Source organism: Variovorax rhizosphaerae (assembly GCF_037889975.1).
Classification (GTDB): Bacteria; Pseudomonadota; Gammaproteobacteria; order Burkholderiales; family Burkholderiaceae_C; genus Variovorax; species Variovorax rhizosphaerae.
The window spans coordinates 1-14,846 of sequence record NZ_JBBKZT010000010.1 but is presented as its reverse complement, the minus strand read 5'-3'; the positions used below and the strand labels follow the sequence as shown (position 1 = coordinate 14,846).

General features: G+C 66.0%; 11 protein-coding genes and 1 pseudogene. 10 read left to right on the top strand and 2 right to left on the bottom strand.

All coding sequences use genetic code 11. The annotated features are described in order from the left end of the window. Positions 1–26: 26 nt before the first annotated feature. From WKW82_RS21360 to WKW82_RS21330, 7 genes are all read left to right on the top strand, one after another. Positions 27–1,172, top strand: a complete 1,146-nt coding sequence (locus WKW82_RS21360; RefSeq protein ID WP_340344356.1) for an ABC transporter substrate-binding protein — start codon at positions 27–29, stop codon at positions 1,170–1,172. Between the two features lie 190 nt (positions 1,173–1,362). Further along, the gene (locus tag WKW82_RS21355; RefSeq protein ID WP_340344355.1) at positions 1,363–2,391 is read left to right on the top strand and encodes a branched-chain amino acid ABC transporter permease; all 1,029 of its coding nucleotides are present in this window, start codon (positions 1,363–1,365) and stop codon (positions 2,389–2,391) included. After that, on the top strand, positions 2,388–4,247 hold the full coding sequence (locus tag WKW82_RS21350; RefSeq protein WP_340344354.1) for a branched-chain amino acid ABC transporter ATP-binding protein/permease: 1,860 nt from the start codon (positions 2,388–2,390) through the stop codon (positions 4,245–4,247). Before WKW82_RS21355 ends, WKW82_RS21350 begins: the two co-directional genes overlap by 4 nt. Before the next feature lie 70 nt (positions 4,248–4,317). Next, the gene (locus tag WKW82_RS21345; protein WP_340344353.1) at positions 4,318–5,073 is read left to right on the top strand and encodes an ABC transporter ATP-binding protein; all 756 of its coding nucleotides are present in this window, start codon (positions 4,318–4,320) and stop codon (positions 5,071–5,073) included. 35 nt (positions 5,074–5,108) lie between these two features. Then, positions 5,109–7,154, top strand: a complete 2,046-nt coding sequence (paaZ, locus tag WKW82_RS21340) for a phenylacetic acid degradation bifunctional protein PaaZ (RefSeq protein WP_340344352.1) — start codon at positions 5,109–5,111, stop codon at positions 7,152–7,154. A 791-nt stretch (positions 7,155–7,945) separates the two neighbouring features. Beyond that, the gene (locus tag WKW82_RS21335) at positions 7,946–8,431 is read left to right on the top strand and encodes a DUF433 domain-containing protein (protein ID WP_340344351.1); all 486 of its coding nucleotides are present in this window, start codon (positions 7,946–7,948) and stop codon (positions 8,429–8,431) included. Further along, positions 8,428–8,838 carry a PIN-like domain-containing protein gene (locus WKW82_RS21330; RefSeq protein ID WP_340344622.1) on the top strand — a complete coding sequence of 137 codons (411 nt, stop codon included), beginning with the start codon at positions 8,428–8,430 and terminating at the stop codon, positions 8,836–8,838. The genes WKW82_RS21335 and WKW82_RS21330 overlap by 4 nt, the downstream gene beginning before the upstream one ends. A 279-nt stretch (positions 8,839–9,117) precedes the next feature. Here WKW82_RS21330 and WKW82_RS21325 read toward each other — a convergent pair whose 3' ends face one another. Next, entirely contained in the window at positions 9,118–10,719 is a 1,602-nt protein-coding gene (locus WKW82_RS21325; RefSeq protein WP_340344350.1) for a phospholipase D-like domain-containing protein, read from the bottom strand. 218 nt (positions 10,720–10,937) lie between these two features. On the opposite strand from WKW82_RS21325, the gene WKW82_RS21320 reads away from it, so the two are divergent. After that, positions 10,938–11,582, top strand: a complete 645-nt coding sequence (locus tag WKW82_RS21320) for a Crp/Fnr family transcriptional regulator (RefSeq protein WP_340344349.1) — start codon at positions 10,938–10,940, stop codon at positions 11,580–11,582. Between the two features lie 118 nt (positions 11,583–11,700). Here WKW82_RS21320 and WKW82_RS21315 read toward each other — a convergent pair whose 3' ends face one another. Continuing rightward, positions 11,701–12,036 carry a GNAT family N-acetyltransferase gene (locus WKW82_RS21315; protein WP_340344348.1) on the bottom strand — a complete coding sequence of 112 codons (336 nt, stop codon included), beginning with the start codon at positions 12,034–12,036 and terminating at the stop codon, positions 11,701–11,703. Positions 12,037–12,392: 356 nt separating this feature from the next. Here WKW82_RS21315 and WKW82_RS21310 point away from each other — a divergent pair, with 356 nt between their 5' ends. Both WKW82_RS21310 and WKW82_RS21305 read left to right on the top strand, forming a co-directional pair. Next, positions 12,393–14,420, top strand: a complete 2,028-nt coding sequence (locus WKW82_RS21310) for an FAD-dependent oxidoreductase (protein ID WP_340344347.1) — start codon at positions 12,393–12,395, stop codon at positions 14,418–14,420. Positions 14,421–14,648: 228 nt separating this feature from the next. Further along, a pseudogene (locus WKW82_RS21305) lies at positions 14,649–14,846 on the top strand (tripartite tricarboxylate transporter substrate binding protein); the annotation flags it as partial.

Sequence of the window (14,846 nt, the reverse complement as noted above, 5' to 3'; positions counted from 1 at the left end):
CCCATCCACTCCGGAGAAGACCAACCATGAAATCGTTCAAACCCCTGCTGCTGATCGCCTTGCTGGGCGCGGCGCTGGCCGCGCAGGCCGACATCAACGTCGGCGTCACGCTGTCGGCCACCGGCCCGGCGGCATCGCTCGGCATTCCGGAGAAGAACACCATCGCGCTGATGCCCAAGACCATTGGCGGCCAGAAGGTCAACTACATCGTGCTCGACGACGCGTCCGACACGACCGCGGCCGTGGCCAACACGCGCAAGCTGATCACGGAAAGCAAGGTCGACGTGGTGCTGGGCTCGACCGTCACACCGGCCTCGCTGGCGATGATCGACGTGATCTCCGAAGCCAAGACGCCGATGATCTCGATGGCCGCTTCGGCGCGCATCGTCGAGCCGATGGACGACAAGCGCAAGTGGGTCTTCAAGACGCCGCAGAACGACATCATGATGTCGCTGGCCATCGCCGAGCACATGCAGAAGCTGGGCGTGAAGACGGTGGGCTTCATCGGTTTCTCCGACGCGTACGGTGAAGGCTGGTTCCAGGAATTCGGCAAGGCCGCGGGCCTCAAGGGCCTGACTATCGTGGCCAACGAACGCTTCAGCCGCAGCGACACCTCGGTCACCGGCCAGGCGCTGAAGATCATGTCGGCCAAGCCCGATGCGGTGCTGGTCGCCGGCTCGGGCACGCCCGCTGCGCTGCCGCAGAAGACGCTGAAGGAACGCGGCTATGCCGGCAAGATGTACCAGACGCACGGCGTGGCGAACAACGATTTCCTGCGTGTGGGCGGCAAGGACGTCGAAGGTACCTTCCTGCCCTCGGGTCCGGTGCTGGTTGCCGACCAGTTGCCTGCATCGAACCCGGTGAAGAAGAGCGCGATGGCCTATATCGCCGCCTATGAAGGCGCGAACGGCAAGGGCAGCGTCTCGACCTTCGGCGGCCATGCCTGGGATGCCGGCTTGCTGATGACGACCGCGGTGCCGGTGGCGCTGAAGAAGGCGCAACCCGGCACGCCGGAGTTCCGCGCCGCGCTGCGCGATGCACTGGAGCAGATCAAGGAAACACCCGGTGCGCACGGCATCTTCACCATGTCGCCGACCGATCACCTGGGCCTGGACCAGCGCGCACGCGTGATGGTCAAGATCGAGAACGGCGCCTGGAAATACCAGCCTTGAGAGGGTAGGAAACCTTCTGCTGCGACCACCGATCCCGGGTCAGCAGAGTCGGGGGAGGCATGACAAGCGCTACGCACTCTTGTCTGCCTCCGCCTCGATGTCGTTGTCGCCGTCGTGAGTACGGCCGGCGACCCGACCTTCGTGTGATCGCTGCGAAATCTTCTCAACTTCTCTCCGCAGGAACCAACTTATGGACGCACAGATCGCCCTGCTGCTTGCGCAGGACGGCCTCGTCAATGGCGCGGTGTACGGGCTGATGGCGCTGGCCCTGGTGCTGGTCTTCTCCGTCACGCGCGTCATCTTCATTCCGCAGGGCGAGTTCGTCGCCTTCGGTGCGCTGTCGATGGCCATGATGCAGGCCGGTCGCGTGCCCCCGACGCTGTGGTTGCTGCTGGTGCTGGCCGCGGCGGCGCTCATCGTCGAGGCCTGGCGCTGGAAGCGCGGCGTGACGGTCGAGTGGGCCTCGGCGATCCTGTGGTGCGTGGCCTTCCCGGCGCTGGCTTGCGCGCTCGCGCTGGTGTGGCGGCCTGCCGGAGTCGCGGCGCAGGCCTTCACCACGCTGGTGCTGGTCATGCCGCTGGGTCCGCTGCTTTACCGCCTCGCGTTCAGGCCGATGGTCAATGCCACGGTGCTGACCCTGCTGATCGTCTCTGTTGCGCTGCATGGCGTGCTGGTGGGACTCGGCCTGCTGTTCTTTGGCGCAGAGGGGTCGCGCACGCCGGCGTTCTCCGAAGCGCGCTTTGAACTGGGTGGCTTGCAAGTCAGCGGCCAGTCGCTCGTCGTGATCGGCGTGACCTTCGTGCTGGTGGTGCTGATGTTCCAGTTCTTCGGCCGCTCGATGGTCGGCAAGGCCCTGCGCGCGACCGCGATGAACCGCGTCGGCGCACGGCTGATGGGCATTCCGACGGAACTCGCGGGCGACGTGAGCTTTGCCTTGGCCGCGCTCATCGGCGCGGTGTCGGGCCTGCTGATCGCACCGCTGACCACGGTCTACTACGACACCGGCTTTCTCATCGGCCTGAAGGGCTTCGTCGCCGCCATCGTCGGTGGCCTCGCGAGCTATCCCGCCGCACTGCTCGGCGCATTGCTGGTTGGGCAGCTTGAATCGTTCTCTTCGTTCTGGGCCAGTGCCTTCAAGGAGGTACTGGTGTTCACGCTGATCATCCCGGTGCTGTGGTGGCGCTCACTGCGCAGCCATCATGTGGAGGACGAGGAATGACCACCTCCGCCAACAACACTTCGCTGCCGAAGACCACGGCGAGTGGCTTTCTCACGCGCCGCCATCTCACGCTCGCCGCCGTCCTGGTGCTCGCGGTGGTCTGGAACTGGCTGCCCGAATTCACCGTCGTGGTGATGAGCTACATCGGCCTCTACGCGATCGTCGCGGTGGGGTTGGCCATGCTCACCGGAGTCGGCGGCATGACTTCCTTCGGGCAGGCCGCGTTCGTCGGCATGGGCGCCTACGCGACGGCGTGGACCTGCACCTCGCCGATGGCTGCGTCCACGATCGGCGCGGTGGTGGGCAACGGCTTGCTGCCCTGGGTCGGGCTGCTGCTGGGCCTGGTGCTGACCTTCGCGCTGGCCTGGATGCTCGGCGCAGTCACGGTCAAGCTGCAGGGCCACTACCTGCCGCTGTGCACCATCGCCTGGGGCCTGAGCCTCTACTACCTGTTCGGCAACATGGAGTTCCTCGGCGGGCAGACCGGCATCACCGGCGTGCCGGCGCTGGTCATCGCGGGCTGGTCGCTGGCATCGCCGCGCGCGCTCGGTGTGGTGATCTGGGGCGTGCTGCTGCTCGGCCTGTGGCTGCTGCACAACCTGCTCGATTCGCGCGAAGGGCGCGCGGTGCGTGCGCTCAAGAACGGCCGGCTCATGGCCGAGTCGATGGGTGTGGACACGGCCCGATATCGCATCAAGCTGTTCGTGCTGGCTGCCCTGCTGGCCGCGATTTCCGGCTGGCTGTACGCGCACATGCAGCGCTTCGTGAACCCGACGCCGTTCAACCTCAACATCGGCATCGAGTACCTGTTCATGGCGGTGGTCGGCGGCGCCGGGCACCTGTGGGGCGCGGTGCTGGGCGCGGCGCTGATCACGCTGCTCAAGGAGAAGCTGCAGGACGTGCTGCCGAACCTGCTCGGCACCAGCGGCAACTTCGAGGTGATCGTGTTCGGTCTGTTGATGCTGCTGGTGTTGCAGCGCTTCGCGGAAGGCCTGTGGCCGGCGCTGGAACGTCTGGGTCAGCGCTTCCTGCGGCCCGAGCCTGTGCGTGCGCCACGCGGCATGGCGACGCTGGCGCGGCGCGTGTTGCCGGCGCGCGGCACGGTGTTGCTGCAGTCGTCCAAGGTCACCAAGCGCTTCGGCGGGCTGGTCGCCAACAACGACGTGACGATGAACGTGAAGGCGGGCGAGATCCATGCGCTGATCGGGCCGAACGGCGCGGGCAAGAGCACCTTCTTCAACATGATCTCGGGCGTGGACGATCCGACCGAAGGCGAGGTGCGCCTGATGGACAAGCCCATGCGCGAACTGCCCGCGCGCGACTTCGCATCGCTGGGGCTGAGCCGCACCTTCCAGCATGTGCGCCTGCTGGGACAACGCAGCGTGATCGAGAACGTGGCGCTGGGCGGGCACCTTCGTGCGAAGCGCGGCTGGATCGCATCGATGTTGCGGCTGGACCGTGGCGAAGAGGCCGCGTTGCTGGCCGAGGCGCGGCACCAGATCGAGCGTTGCGGGCTTGGCGCGCATGCCGATACGCCCGCCGCTTCGCTGGCATTGGGACAGCAGCGCGTGGTCGAGATCGCGCGTGCGCTGGCCAGTCAGCCAGCCGTGTTGCTGCTGGACGAACCGGCCGCCGGCCTGCGTCATCTGGAAAAGCGCGCACTCGCTGAACTGCTCTCGCAACTGCGCGCCGAAGGCCTCGGCATCCTGGTGGTCGAGCACGACATGGAGTTCGTCATGAACCTGGCCGACCGCATCACGGTGCTGGAGTTCGGCACGGTCATCGCCGAAGGGACGCCCGCGGAAGTGCAGGTCAATCCGCGCGTGCTCGATGCCTACCTGGGCGGTGCCGAATGAACGGGCCTAAGCCCGCGCCCGCCTCAGCCTGCGCAGACGCGCAGGGCGTGCAGCCCGTTGAAAGATTGAGATGAACAAGCTACTCGAACTCGACGCCTTCAGCGTCTCCTATGGCAGCGTCGAAGCCTTGCACAGCGTGCAGCTCGACGTGAACGAAGGCGAGATCGTCACCGTCATCGGCCCCAATGGCGCCGGCAAGACCACGCTACTCTGCGCGGCGATGGGACTGCTGCCATCCAGCGGCTCCCTCACCTTGGCCGGCGAGCGCATCGCAAGGCCCACCGTCGAAACCATGGTCGCGCGCGGCGTCGCGCTGGTGCCGGAGAAGCGCGAGCTGTTCGGCGAGATGTCGGTGGAAGACAACCTGCTGCTCGGCGGCTTCTACCGCTGGCGCAAGGGCCAGCGCGACCAGAAGGCGCGCATGGAGGAGGTCTTCCAGATCTTCCCGCGCATGCGCGAGCGGCGCGAGCAGATGTCGTCCACGCTCTCGGGCGGCGAGCGCCAGATGCTGGCCATCGGCCGCGCACTGATGGCGCGTCCGCGCCTCTTGATGCTCGACGAACCCTCGCTCGGCCTCGCGCCATTGATCGTCCGCGAAGTGCTGCAAGTGGTCTCCTCGCTGCGCAGCCACGGCGTCTCGGTGCTGCTGGTCGAGCAGAACGCACGCGCCGCGCTCCAGGTGGCCGACCGCGGCTACGTGCTGGAAACCGGCGCCGTCGCACTCTCCGGCGCGGCGAGCGACCTGCTGCACGACCGACGAATCATCGATACCTATCTCGGCATCGGGAATGCACAGCGCGACGACGCTGCGCCGGCCCACGCCTGATCCTCTTTCACACAACCAGCTAGGGACATTCACAAGTGACCAACGTTCTCCAGAGTTACATCGCCGGCCGCTGGGTCGGCACCCAGGCCGCGCAGACGCTCAACAGTGCAATCAACGGCCAACCCGTGGCCAGCACGCATGCGGAAGCACTCGACTTCGGCGAGGCCGTCTCGCATGCACGCAAGGCCGGCCTGCCCGCCTTGCTGGCGCTGGACTTCCAGCAGCGCGCCGAACGCCTCAAGGCGCTGGGCAAGTACCTCGCGCAGCACAAGGAAAAGCTCTACGCCATCTCGGCTCACACCGGCGCCACGCGTGCCGACGGCTGGATCGACATCGAAGGCGGCGCCGGCACCTTGATGGCCTATGCCAGCATGGGCAGCAACGAACTGCCTTCGGGCAACCTGGTGCACGAAGGCCCGGCGATGCCGCTCGGCCGCAAGGGCGGCTTTGCCGGCACGCACATCCTGGTGCCGCGCCAGGGCGTGGCGGTGCACATCAATGCCTTCAACTTCCCGGTGTGGGGCCTGCTCGAGAAGTTCGCGCCGAGCTTCCTGGCCGGCATGCCCTGCATCGGCAAGCCTGCCACCGCCACCAGCTACCTGACCGAGGCGCTGGTGCGCCTCATCAACGAATCGGGCCTGCTGCCCGAAGGCGCGCTGCAACTCGTCATCGGCGGCACGGGCGACCTGCTCGATCGGCTCGATGGCTCGGACTTCGTCACCTTCACCGGCTCGGCCGACACCGCGGCCAAGCTGCGCGTGCATCCGAACGTCGTGCGCAACTCGATCCCCTTCAATGCCGAGGCCGACTCGCTCAACTGCGCGATCCTCGCGCCCGACGTGACGCCCGACGACGAGGAGTTCGACCTGTTCGTGAAGGAGGTGGCGCGCGAGATGACCACCAAGGCCGGCCAGAAGTGCACCGCCATCCGTCGCGCCATCGTGCCGCGCCAGCACGTCGATGCGGTCGCGGAACGGCTGCGCGCGCGCCTGGCCAAGACCGTCATCGGCGACCCGACGCGCGAGGACGTGCGCATGGGCGCGTTGGCCTCGCGTGCGCAATTCGACGACGTGTCGGAACGCGTCGCGATGCTGATGCAAGGTGCCGAGCTGGTCTACGGCGCACGCGATGGTTTCGCACCCGTGGGCGATGGCGTGGCCAACGGCGCGTTCTTCTCGCCGACCTTGCTGCTGAGCCGCAAGCCGCTCGAACACGATGCGGTGCATGACGTCGAAGCCTTCGGCCCGGTCAGCACGCTGATGGCCTACGACGGCATCGACGAAGCGATGGCGCTGGCTGCGCGCGGCCGCGGCAGCCTGGTCGGCACGCTGGTCACGCGCGACCCGAAGACGGCCGCGCGCGTCATTCCCGCCGTGGCTGCATTGCATGGCCGCTTCCTCGTACTCGACCGCGAGGCCGCCGCCGAATCGACCGGTCACGGTTCACCGCTGCCGCAGCTCAAGCACGGCGGCCCGGGCCGCGCCGGCGGTGGCGAGGAACTCGGCGGCATCCGCGCCGTGAAGCATTATTTGCAACGCACGGCCGTGCAGGGCTCGCCGACCATGATCGCGGCCATCACCGGTGAATACATGCGCGGCGCGGCGCGGCAAGAGAGCGAATCGCATCCTTTCCGCAAGCACTTCGAGGACCTGCAGATCGGCGACTCGCTGCTCACGCATCGCCGCACGGTGGGCGAGGCCGACATCGTCGCCTTCGGCGGCATCTCGGGCGACTACTTCTACATGCACTTCGACGAAGTGGCCGCGAAGGAATCGCCCTTCGGCAAGCGCATCGCGCACGGCTACTTCGTGCTGTCGGCGGCGGCCGGCCTGTTCGTGTCGCCAGCGCCGGGGCCGGTGCTGGCCAACTACGGGCTGGACACGCTGCGCTTCGTGAAGCCGGTCGGCATCGGCGACACGATCCGCGCGCGCCTCACCGCCAAGCGCAAGATCGACCGCAACAAGAAGGACGCCAACGGCGTCGGGCAAGGCGTGGTCGCGTGGGATGTGGAAGTCACCAACCAACTCGATGAGGTGGTGGCGAGCTACGACATCCTGACGCTCGTTTCCAAGCGGGCCTGAGAGGGAACCCCTCCTCTCCTTCACGAGGGGCCTTCGCTCTCGTGCTGTCTACCGGCAGGCCCCAGATGCCCAATGCATGCGCGGGTTTCCGGGGCAGTTCCCGGTGGCTCTGCGGCGATAAGGAAAAGTCCACCGCACCGAGGTAGCGACCTGTGCAAGCGCGACACCATTCGTTACAGTCGACGCATGGGTATCCAAGATCGCGACTATTACGGAGAGCACTGGCGCAAGCAGCAACAGGCAGAGGCGGGCGGCTGATCAGGCAAAGACGGGTATGGGCGAAGCAGTGAGCCCTGCTTTCCGACGCACGGGGCGGCCCGACCTGGTCGGTGCAAACTGGCATTGGAGCTTGAAGCTCTTGGTGTGGCTGGCCATCGTCGTCCTGCTCGTGACGGCCCGCTGCCTCTTGCCAGTCTGAGCGATGCTGCATTCTTGGGCTATTGCGGCTATGGACATGTGCCCCTCCGAAGCGAGCCATAGCGAGAAGAGGTTTTATTCGCGTGTTTGTCGAAAACCTATGCACATGATGGCGATCTCTCCTCTACCTAGGTATCAGATGCGCACCGGTGACTTACACTTTCTGCCCAGATGGCCCAGCCCAACCTCCTCGACACCGGGATCTACTCTCTTCCGCAAGCCGCGCGCTTGATCGGTGCGGAGCCGCGTGCCGTACGCAGGTGGAGGGGCATCGTTGGAAGTACAGAGACGGCCACCGGCACACCGGTCCCCTGTGGAAAACCCAGCTCGCGGATGCCGAGTTTGACCATCCAGCTATCGGTTTTCGCGACCTTATGGAGCTGCGCTTCGTTCGAGCGTTCGTTGATGCGGGAGTGAGCCTCCAGGTAGTTAAGGCCACGATTGAGGTCGCTCGTGAGCGCTGGGGGACCGATTACCCCCTGACGGCCAGGCGGTTCTGCACCGACGGCAAAGTCATTTTCGAATCCGCCGTGAACCAGGTCGGCGAGGAGATGCTGACCGACGTCCGCCGCAAGCAGATTGTGTTCACCCACGTGATCAAGCCCTCGCTCTACGCCGGGATCGAGTACGACGGCAGTGCCGCCCGGCTGTGGATGCCAGCCGACAGCAAAGGCGTTGTGTTGGATCCGTCGCGTCAGTTTGGCTCTCCTATCGTGCTGGGCACCAGCATCGCTACTGAGACGCTGTTCGATGCCTTCTTGGCCGAGGGCCGAGATCGCAAGACAGTTGCGCGCATGTTTGAAATCGACCCCAAGCAAGTCGATTCGGCCGTGCGGTTCGAGGAGCGGCTACGGGCCTGAAGTTCTTTTTTGACGCGAATCTGTCGCCGCGCATGGCGCGCGGCATCGCTGGCCTTTCCGGCACATATGGCGATGTGCAGGTGGCGACTCTCTTGGACATGTTCCCGAAGGACGTCAAGGACGTCGATTTCATCAACAGCTTGAGTGAGACGGGCCAATGGTGCATTGTCTCGATTGACCGCTTCACCAAGCACCACAATGCCGAGCGCGAAGCCCTGCGCCGTGGCGGTCACATCGTCTTCGTGCTGGAGAAGCAGTGGTCGACAGTGCCGTACTGGATCAAGGCCGAACGCTTGGTGAAGTGGTGGCCCCAGATCGTCAATCAAGCACGAATCCTGGAAAGCGGCATGCTCTCCGTGCCATTTGCGCATCGCACTACCGCCAAGTTCAAGCAGATCAGGCTCTAGTTGGCACGTCGATCGCGGGCCTCTCGGGCGCATTCGCCCGTGGTTCTCAACGGCATTTCGCTGCGTCCAGAACACCAGCAATGTGAGCCAAGGACGCGAGCGTTGATCAGTGGGTACCGCAGGTTCTCCCACGTGTCGACGGTGCTGGGTGTTCCCCGCAGCGAAATAAAGGAGGAGCCGAAGGCGGGGGACATTCGCGGAGGGGAATACCCAGTGGCCTCGGCACGCATCCCTATGACTTGAAGCGGCGTTGATCGTCAAGCAGCGCAACAGAAGCCATCACAGCAACTGTTCACTCACGAAGAACGACGTGAACGACACGCCGAGTTGCCGACGCCAGTTGCGGCTGGGCTCGGCCGTGAACACCAGCGGCTGCTCCGTCGCGGACGGTGCGACCCATTGCAGCTTGGGTCGCGCTGCACCGGGCTGCATCCGCAGTTGGTAGCTGCGCGGCAACTGCTCGCGCTGCAGCAGCGTCGCCACCTGCATCGCCAGCTCGGGGCTGTCGATGACCAGGCCCATCTCGGTGTTGGAATGGGCCGAGCGGCGGTCCATGTTCATCGAGCCGATCGACAGCCAGCGATGGTCGACCACGGCCACCTTGGCATGCAGGCGCCCGAGCGAGCCGTGCGATACGGCTGCAGTGGCCTGCGGCGCATCCACGCCGGGCATCATTTCGTAGAGCGCCACGCCCATGCCCAGCAACTCGTCGCGATAGCGTGAGTAGCCGACATGCACCAGCGGCTCGTCGGTGGTGGCGAGCGAGTTGGTCAGCACCGCGACGCGCACCTTGCGGGCGGTGGAAGCCTGCAGGATGTCGAGCATGCGCGTGTCCGGAATGAAGTAGGGCGAGGTCACCATCACGTCGGAGCGTGCCGATTGCAGCAGTTCCAGGTTGCCGCTCATGACCGCGCCATCGACCAGGTTCTGCTCGTGCGTCGCCTTCATCGGCGCATCGGCCATCACGCGCACGCTGGCCAGGTGCAGGTCCACGCGACCGTTGGCCAACTGTGCGCCGACCGGGCCTTGACCGAGCAGGTCGCGTTCGGCCACCGCTTGCGCCGCCGTGTCCGTGCCGCCCCCTTGCGCCCATGCATCGAACTGCGCGCGTGCGACTTGCGGGGCGCGCTCCGTTGCCACGAGGCTCTGGATCGGATAGGCATGCTCGCTGTTCCAGTAGGCATCGAACACCGCCGACTGTTCGCCAACCACCTTGCCCGCCGCAATGACGTCCATGTCGATGAAGTTGGCTGGCTGGCTGCGGCCGAAGTAGGCGTCGCCGATGTTGCGGCCGCCGCTGATCGCGAAGGCGTTGTCGGCGATGAACAGCTTGTTGTGCATGCGCCGGTTGACGCGCGTGAATTCATTGAGCGACAGCAGCACGCGCGAGGGCACGGCACCGCCGCGTACCGCGAGCGGGTTGAACATGCGTACCTCGACGTTGGGGGCGGCGGCCAGGCCGGCGAGCAGGTCGTCCTCGCCGCCCGCATGAAGGTCGTCGATCAGGAGGCGCACGCGCACGCCGCGATCGGCCGCGCGGGCCAGCGCCTGCAGGAACTCGCGGCCGGAGGCGTCGTTGGCGATCTGGTAGTACTGCGCGTCGATGGTGCGTCCGGCGGCGTTGGCCAGCGCCATGCGCGCTTCCAGGGCCTGGCCGCCGTCGGGCAGCAGGCGCAGGCCTGAAATCTTGGCGTCCTCTGGCAGCGAGGCAGCCGCCACCGCCGTCAACCGTGTCGCGCCATCGGCGTCGGTCAGGGCGTGTGAAGGCGAGCGCACGACGTCCCCCGGCAGGCTGGCGCATGCGGTCATCAGCGCGGACAGCATGATGCCAAGGCAAAGGGCGATCAGGCGGACCAGGTGCTTCGACGACTGCGCGAACATCACGGGCTCCAAGGTGGTACAGGTAGGGGAGGGTGTGGTTAATCTAGCCCGTCGCCCACGGGCGGACGAGTGCCCAATGCGCATCAGCGATGTGACATTGATCACAGCCAATCAAGACTGGATAATTTGCTGCACACCAGCAAGAGCGACGCACGGGGGTCGGCGTTGCGCCGGTGTATGCCGATGTAGTGCGCCATGCCAGAAAAACGGAGTGACCGATGCGTTCCGACGACGAGGGGGTCAGAGACCAACTGCCGCCTGCCCTGCTGGATGCCATTGCGCTTCGCGGTGCCACGCGCGCGTTCCCGGCGCAAACCATCCTCATCAACGAAGGCGACACCACCGATTCGCTCTACATCGTGCTGAGCGGTCGGGTGAAGGTCTATGCGAGTTCGGACGAGGGGCGGGACGTGGTGCTCACCGAATACGGACCGGGCGAGTACTTCGGCGAACTCTCGCTCGACGGTGCCAAGCGTTCCGCATCGATCAAGGCCATGGAGCCCTGCACCTGCCGCGTGGTCCAAGGCTCGGAGCTGCGCCAGTTGATGATCGAGTATCCCGACTTCGCGATGCACCTGACGCGCAAGCTGATCCGCATGGTGCGGCGCCTGACGGAGCAGGTGCGCAGCATCGCCACGGAAGACGTCTATGGCCGCATGGTGCGGGTACTGAACGACATGTCCGAGCAGATCGGGAATGAGCGCGTGCTGCGCCAGAAGCTCACGCAGCAGGACATCGCGGATCGCGTCGGAGCGTCGCGCGAGATGGTGAACCGGGTGATGAAGGAACTCACGGCCGGCGGCTATGTGACGCAGCGCAATGGGCGGCTGGTGATCGTGCGGAAGTTGCCGTCGGCCTGGTAGGGGGCGACTTGGGGAGCGAATACGGGTACCGAACGCAGAAGTCGCAAAGGTCTCGCAGAAGTCGCAAAAGAAAACCGGAAAAAGGGCCTCTGAATACCTTCTGCGTTCAGTCCCGCATTCAGGCGCCTTCCTGCGCACTCTCGAACCGGTCGCCGCGCCCATCTGTTCCCTGACGGGCCAGCTTGCCAAGGCCGGGTTCAGACAGCCTGAAGCTGAGTCGCTCCACGACTTGCCGTGCACCCAGGCCTTCGTAGAAGGCGATTCCCCTGGCGTTCGTTGCCTTGACCGGCCAGTCGATCCGTCGGCAGCCGTAGTCGACGGTGTACTGCGCAACCCACGTCATGATGGCCTTGCCGACGCCAAGGCCGCGCTCCGATGACCGGACGAAGAGTTCTTTCAACTGGCAGTGGCGGCGTTGCTCGGGCGTCGGCTCGACGAGCGACCAGGTCAGCATCCACGCAGGCCACCACCAGGCGCAGCGGCGACTCCACACCCAGCAGGTTGTCGACGAGGTGGGCTCGCACCATGTCACGGGGAACCGACGAGCCCTCGTTGTAGTAGGCGTGCAGTTCGCACAGTACGTCCACGAAGGATTCGTACTGGGGCGGGGAGATCAGGTCGACTTGCATGGGCTGTCGTTTGAAAACTTGAAGTGGCGTCAAGGGTACGCCGCTCGACCGTCTTGAACGGGCGCTTGTCGAATCGGAACTGCCGAACGAATGCGGTTGGACCGTTTGCCGGACCACCCACGCAGATTCCCGTCGTCGCAAGCATCCCGCTGCTGTACGCTCCGGCGAGGAGGGACTCCCCATGCAGCAATCGGCGGCGCAGGACACCACGCCTGGCGCGAGGATCAAGGTCGCGATCCTCGGTGGCGGCCCGGGTGGCATCTCGGCGGCGTTCTGGCTGAGTGCGACGCCCGCACTGCGGGCCCGCTACGAGGTCACCGTGCACACACTGGGCTGGCGTCTGGGTGGCAAGTGCGCGAGCGGGCGCAACATGGCGGTCGGCGGGCGCATCGAGGAGCATGGCCTGCATGTCCTCATGGGTTGCTACCAGACGGCGTTCCAGACGATCCGCGCCTGCTATGCCGAGTGGACGCCACGCGCCTCCAGTCCCTTTAAGGTCTGGACCGACGCCATGACCCCGCAGTGGCAAGCGGCCGTCGAGGAGCAAGCGCCTGGCGTCACGCCGCCGCTCTGGGCGCCCTGGACCTTCACACTGCCCGAGTTCTCCGGCCAGCCAGGCGATGCAGTCGCAGCGACCGATACCGAGGCGCTGGTGGGCCTCATGGCCGACGCTGCACTGGCGATGCTCGATGCGAACCTCGACCCAGCCCTGGCCGCGCAGTTGAACTACCGGCCAGCCCTGGCGCTGCTGCGCCGGCTCGCGTCCTCCCCGACCATGCAGAACGGCTCCACCGAGGGCATCGATGCCACACGGGTCGAACTGCAGGGTGCGGCTGAACGCATCCGGTCGCGGGTCATCCCTGCGGGCCGGCCTGACAAGATCGACAGTGCGACATCGGCTTCGATGGGGACCGGGTTTCCGGACACCCTGAACCGCTTGTGGATCCTGGCCGACCTGGCGTTTTCCGTCGGGCTCGGCTGGCTCTGCGATTTGTGCGCGCGCGGGCCTTCTGCCTACGACGCACTGAACGCACAGGATTTCCGCAACTGGCTGGGCGGACATGGCGCGACGCAATCGACGATGGACTCGGCACCGATCCGCGCGCTCTACGACCTGACCTTCGCCTATCGCAACGGCGATGCATCCACGCTTGCCAACGGATCGATGGCCGCCGGCGTGACCTTTCGATTCGTCATGGACATGGTCTTCGGCTATCGCCACGCGCCGTTCTGGAAGATGAACGCCGGCACCGGCGACGCGTTGTTCACGCCGCTCTACCAGGTCCTCGAGGCGCGCGGCGTGAAGATCGACCTGTTCCATCGCGTGACCGGCATCGAGCTGAGCGCCGACAAGTCGCAGGTCGGCACCATCCGGATCGACCAGCAGGCCGCGTTCGTCAACGGCAGGTACCAGCCCTTCGTGGTCGTGAAAGGCCTCGACTGCTGGCCGGACCAGCCGCTGTGGGAGCAGCTCGTGGACGGCGAGCAGTTGCGCGCGGACGGCGTCAACTTCGAATCCAGTGGCGATACGACGTCGGCGGGACAGGTCGACCTGACGCTCGGCACGGATTTCGACCTGGTCGTGCTGGCCGTACCGCCCGATGTCATCGAGGCCGTCGCGCCGCAGCTTTCGGCCGCGAATGCGCGCTGGCAAAGCATGGTCGCGCAGAGCGCTTCGGTGGCGACCGAGGCCTTCCAGCTCTGGCTTGCGCCGGGGCTGGACAAGCTGGGATGGACGTCGGACGCGACCATCGTGTCGGCCTATGCGGAGCGCTTCGACTCGTGGGCCGACATGTCGCAACAGTTGCCACTCGAAGACTGGCCTGCCGCCAATGCCCCGCAAGCGATCGAGTACTTCTGCGGCTGCCTGCCCGCGGATGCCTTACCCGCGAACCCGAGCCAGGACGCGCAAGCCTGGCTCGACGCATCGATCGCAGGGCTGTGGCCCGCTGTCGCCGTGCCCGGCGGGCCGATGAAACCCGGCACCGAGTTGTCCCGCTACTGCCGAGCGAACTGGGAAGGCTTCGAGCGCTATGTGCAGACCCCGGCGGGCAGCGTGAAGTACCGGCTGCCACCGGGCCCCGCGCAGTTCGGCAACCTGTACCTCGCGGGCGACTGGACGCTGACACGATTCAGCGGCGGCTGCTTCGAATCGGCCGTCGAGTCGGGGTCGCTCGCAGCGGCTGCGATCGCCGCGCGAACCATCTGATTCGGCGCAGGCTTCACTGGAAAGGGCGGTCGCCCGCGTAGTGGAAGCCCGCACAACGCGCGGTTGCCGTTCTGTCGTGTGCGATTGTCGATCTGTCGATCGAGGTTGACGCGTGCCTTCTGGCGGGCGAGCCCCTATCGTTGCGTATCCAAGCAAGCAGTCACCGCACTGCGACGACCCGCCCCGGCTTGGCGCAACCCACCCATCGCAACTCCAGGAGACAACGCCATGACGACATCCCTTTTGAAGCGGCGCGCCGCATTGTTCGCCCTCTCGGCCCTGACCTTGGCCGCCTACGTCCCCGCGGCCCAGGCCCAGGACGCCGCCAAGTGGCCGACGCGCACCGTCCGCCTGGTCACGCCCTATCCGACGGGCGGCGCACCGGACACGATTGCCCGCGTGGTGGCCGAGAAGCTCTCGCGCAAG

Coding starts and splice junctions, on each gene's coding strand:
- WKW82_RS21310 (WP_340344347.1), top strand. CDS start 12,393: ATGCAGCAATCGGCGGCGCAGGACACCACGCCTGGCGCGAGGATCAAG.
- WKW82_RS21355 (WP_340344355.1), top strand. CDS start 1,363: ATGGACGCACAGATCGCCCTGCTGCTTGCGCAGGACGGCCTCGTCAAT.
- WKW82_RS21315 (WP_340344348.1), bottom strand. CDS start 12,036: ATGCTGACCTGGTCGCTCGTCGAGCCGACGCCCGAGCAACGCCGCCAC.
- WKW82_RS21360 (WP_340344356.1), top strand. CDS start 27: ATGAAATCGTTCAAACCCCTGCTGCTGATCGCCTTGCTGGGCGCGGCG.
- WKW82_RS21335 (WP_340344351.1), top strand. CDS start 7,946: ATGGAGCTGCGCTTCGTTCGAGCGTTCGTTGATGCGGGAGTGAGCCTC.
- WKW82_RS21350 (WP_340344354.1), top strand. CDS start 2,388: ATGACCACCTCCGCCAACAACACTTCGCTGCCGAAGACCACGGCGAGT.
- WKW82_RS21325 (WP_340344350.1), bottom strand. CDS start 10,719: ATGTTCGCGCAGTCGTCGAAGCACCTGGTCCGCCTGATCGCCCTTTGC.
- WKW82_RS21320 (WP_340344349.1), top strand. CDS start 10,938: ATGCGTTCCGACGACGAGGGGGTCAGAGACCAACTGCCGCCTGCCCTG.
- WKW82_RS21345 (WP_340344353.1), top strand. CDS start 4,318: ATGAACAAGCTACTCGAACTCGACGCCTTCAGCGTCTCCTATGGCAGC.